This is a genomic window from Candidatus Kaelpia imicola (assembly GCA_030765505.1).
Lineage (GTDB): Bacteria > Omnitrophota > Gorgyraeia > Kaelpiales > Kaelpiaceae > Kaelpia > Kaelpia imicola.
The window spans coordinates 1-4,031 of record JAVCCL010000003.1 but is presented as its reverse complement, the minus strand read 5'-3'; the positions used below and the strand labels follow the sequence as shown (position 1 = coordinate 4,031).

Sequence of the window (4,031 nt, the reverse complement as noted above, 5' to 3'; positions counted from 1 at the left end):
CTCTATCAGACAGACTGGCTGATAAGAAAATATAACTTCTCAATTAATGAGATTCCATTTGATGAGAATGGAAACCTCTCGCTCTTAACAGACCCTAAAGAGGCTTGGGCCAAGAGACATCCGGAGTACTTTCCTGTAAATATAAACAAAGCGGATAGATTTAAGCTTATGCGTATACCGGGATTGGGTGAGGTTAGTGTAAGGAGAATACTTAATATAAGAAAGAGTGGGGGAAGGGTTAGAAGATTAGAGGATTTAGGTAATATAGGTAAGAGGCTTAAGAAGGTGAGTGGGTATATTAGTTTTTGAGGGGACACTTGACTGTGGCGAGGATGAGTCCCCTTCAATCTTAATTAACACTCCCAATTTGACTATTGCCCTATATATGGCATACTTTATAAAGAGGGGAATTGGTACAAAATATGGTGAACCTAAAGACTAAAGGAATTATTTTATTTATAGTGGGGATTATTTTATTTTCTTGTCCTGCTGATGCGAGGAGGGTGAGGATAGTTTCAAGTGAACATCTATTTCCACAAAATATACGAACTGTGAAACTAATTTTCTTAGGGAATATTGAGGAAATTGGTGGTGCAGGTGATTTGGGAGTAATTGTTAATGCTGCACGGACAATAAGAAAGAGGGCTAATGAAGATGCTAAAATTGAAATTATAGTAGGTAGATATCTCTTTAATACATTGGCAAAAATGCTGAATGCACCAGATGTGTCTCCTTATGATGAAGATAGTCCAGATAGAATTTATGTAGAGCATGAAGGAATATTTATTGGATATGATAAACTAGGTCCTCCTTACGATGTAGTTGAAGATCCTGTAGATCTAGTTATTTCTTTTAATGAGACATTCTATGATAGACACAGCGGGAAATTACAGATTGTCTTGGGAGAACACGGTATTGCCCCAGATCAAAGCTACAGCTCTATTCGTCTTGATGATCATACTTTTTATGTCAAATCTGGTCTTGGATCTGATGCTAGAGGTCTTTATTTTGGAGATGATGTTGATAGATTAATCGAAGCATATGATCGATTGGATGATTCACAGAAAAAAGATGAAAGAATTAATCTTGTTGGGCAGATATTTGGGGAAGATTTTTTCAGCATAGATAATACAGGGTTAGATGAAGGAACAATTGCAAATTTTAACTGGACATTTCTTTATCAAGATTTTATTAGGAAGTTTAAAATGTTGAGAATAATTAGTAAAGCAAGAGAGTTAGATGATGAATTTAGGGCAAAAGATATAATAATTTTTACAAGCGGTGAAGGCGATCGTCACTTAGCTGGTTTTCTAAGGGGGGTTTTTCAGTGTGGATTTGATTATATTGATCTTAAAAGAGGTATTGTTAGTTCTTATGAAGAAACCGAAGAGAAAGAGAGGGTATCTCAAGAAGAATATAATAGAATGAGAGTGGATGCTCTAGGCGGTGCTTTTGGTATGTCTGTTTCTGGATATCCAGGGGCAAGCATTAGAGATGCTCTTGCTAAGGTAGATGCTAAATATCAACCAGAAAGGAAAGAAGGAGAGGGGCGAGTCATTGTTGTTAGCACAGGTTTTATGCCAGATGAGGATTTCAATCATTTATTGCTGTTTAGTAATTTACCTATCGGAGTTACTGGAATAGAAAGCTTTACTAAAGCAGTGCAGATGAAAAAAGTATTTATTAGAGAATTTATGGGTTGGTTACTCCAAGAAAGAGATCCATTATTTAATTTCGCCAGAGAAACTTTTGAGTCGGAAGATAATCTTAATGTATTCGGGGAGATTGTCTATAATTATGATAATTCTGATATAAGGTGGGATAATCCAGATCAACCTTTTTGGGAAATTGCAGCTCAGGTCTTCATAAAATATCCTGAATTTGAAAATGAATTTATACGAATGAACCAAAGAATAATCGAAAGTGGTAGCGGAATGAATGCTATGCTTGATGAAATTTGGCAGAGATGGATGTCTGCTCCAGCCACTCCTTGATGTAGTTTCAAATAGTCACAATTTTGTTACAATCAGGTTGTAAAAATTTATACTAACGATATCTTTTCTGTAACACATTGACAATAAAAGATTAACACTGTATTAATTTAAGCATTTTCTTTGCACACTTGACTGTGGCGAGAATGAGTCCCCTTTAATCTTAATTACCCCCCCCCTCAATTTGACTGTTGCTTTATATATGGCATAATTTATATAGAGGGCTTGGTATAAATTATGATGAGTTTAAAGACTAAAGGGATTATTTTATTCATAGTAGGAGCTGTTTTGTTTCTATCTTTTCCTGCTGATGCAAGGAGGGTAAGAGCACATACATCTATTGAAGAACTGTGGCAGGAACTTGCTGAAGCAGGTATAAATAGTGAACATATTAAGCTTATTTTAAACGGTGAGTTAACTACAGAAACTATTCACTTGATTGAAGGATTGAAGGAAGGTAGATTGGTCGGTCATGTTACCCGTAGGAATAATATACCTTATTACAGTCTTAGACCAAAACAATATGGTTTTGAATGTTATAGGACATATCTCACTTCTAGTGCTCGCTATTTAGCTCATCCAAGCATTCCGTTTTCCGAGGGGCAGATAACATTTAAGACGAGCATTATAGTTTTTAATAAACGTACGCTGGTAAGAAAATTACGGCGTGAGCCAGGAGTAACTCCAGAACTATATGAAAGGAGTGGTCATTGGGATTTGATGGTGACAGGTGTACGTATAGACTATTATATTGCCGCTGAGGGCCATGAAGAGGCAGAAGATTATGGATACTTGGGTTGGTATAACGTAGGACAGTATTGGTTATATGAGGAATTAGAAAGGTGTGGTTTATTAGATAAATATAAAGCATATGTAAATTTAATCCAATAGTATTGAAGAATATTATTGCAACATTAGTATCTAAGTAATAAGTTAAACATTGTTATCTATTCTCGATTTATTCTATTATTACCACCAATTCCGAGTATTACCCTGTATTGCCCCCTATTCTGGACACTATTTGGACACCAATGGGGGGGGGCAATGACAAGAGAGCAAAATTATAATACGCCCTTGCTTAACTATCCGCATCATTGTGAAATAGTTGATGGTGAATTAAAGGAATACATGCTTTAAGTCTTTATTTTATTTATTTTTGTCACAATTTTGTCACAATGACACTGCAAAAATACCCAACCAAAATATGACCCTCATAACTTATTGTTACTAAAAGACTAACAACGCATTAATTTAAGCATTTTCTTTGGACGCTTGACTGTGGCGAGAAGGCCCTCCTTTTAACCTTATTTAACCCTCCCAATTTGACTATTGCTCTATATATGGCATATTTATAGAAAGAGGGGATTGACCATAAAAACATGAAAATGAAATATTTAAAAAAGGTTATTTTATTTATGGTGGGGGTCGTTTTGTTTTTTTCCTATCCCGCAGATGCAAGGAGGATAAGAGAAGTTAATATAATCGACGCCCTGCTATCACAATCCCGCGTCATTATAAAGACTGATTCCGGCTCAGAATTCATAATGACTTACAGAGAAGAGCCACCGGATGACCGCTTCCATGAGCAAGGTAGTCGCCATACTATTGAGATAGCTACCCCTGACGGTAAAGAGATTGGATATATCTGCGCTAGAATAAATGGCATATATGCTGAGATTAACGAAGATTTCAGGTATGATCCAGCTTACTATTACTATGATCACCCTGATAACCAGGGTAAAAGTAGAAATCAATGGGGATTAGGAGAAGATCTTAAAAGCCGCACTTTTGAACCGGCTCTTATGGTAGATAAAACCTACAGTAAAGATCGTATAGGACAGATACTTATTACTCTAGGATTAAAAGCCTTACAGAGATTGGGGGTTGAATGCGTAGCTGCTGTAAATGTAAGCAGAATGGCAGAGAGATATTATAAGAAATTTGGATTTGAGACTATCTTTAAAAAACACGGTATCATAAATATGCGTTTTATAATGGTGCTTGACGATGAGTATGAAACACCGGTAACCCTTCCTGGAT

The 4,031-nt window shown here is 36.1% G+C and carries 4 protein-coding genes; all 4 read left to right on the top strand.

Annotated elements, in window-relative coordinates; translation table 11 throughout:
- Positions 1-309: helix-hairpin-helix domain-containing protein (locus tag P9L98_00485; protein MDP8215788.1), on the top strand; the 309-nt coding region annotated here is incomplete at its 5' end.
- 113 nt (positions 310-422) lie between these two features.
- On the top strand, positions 423-1,994 hold the full coding sequence (locus tag P9L98_00480; GenBank protein MDP8215787.1) for a hypothetical protein: 1,572 nt from the start codon (positions 423-425) through the stop codon (positions 1,992-1,994).
- Between the two features lie 234 nt (positions 1,995-2,228).
- Complete coding sequence (locus tag P9L98_00475) at positions 2,229-2,882, top strand: hypothetical protein (protein MDP8215786.1); 654 nt, start codon at positions 2,229-2,231, stop codon at positions 2,880-2,882.
- A 488-nt stretch (positions 2,883-3,370) separates the two neighbouring features.
- A partial coding sequence (locus tag P9L98_00470; protein MDP8215785.1) for a GNAT family N-acetyltransferase occupies positions 3,371-4,031 on the top strand: 661 nt, incomplete at its 3' end.

Bases quoted from the DNA above. Each gene is read 5' to 3' on its own strand.
- P9L98_00475 (MDP8215786.1), top strand. From the start codon at position 2,229: ATGATGAGTTTAAAGACTAAAGGGATTATTTTATTCATAGTAGGAGCT.
- P9L98_00480 (MDP8215787.1), top strand. From the start codon at position 423: ATGGTGAACCTAAAGACTAAAGGAATTATTTTATTTATAGTGGGGATT.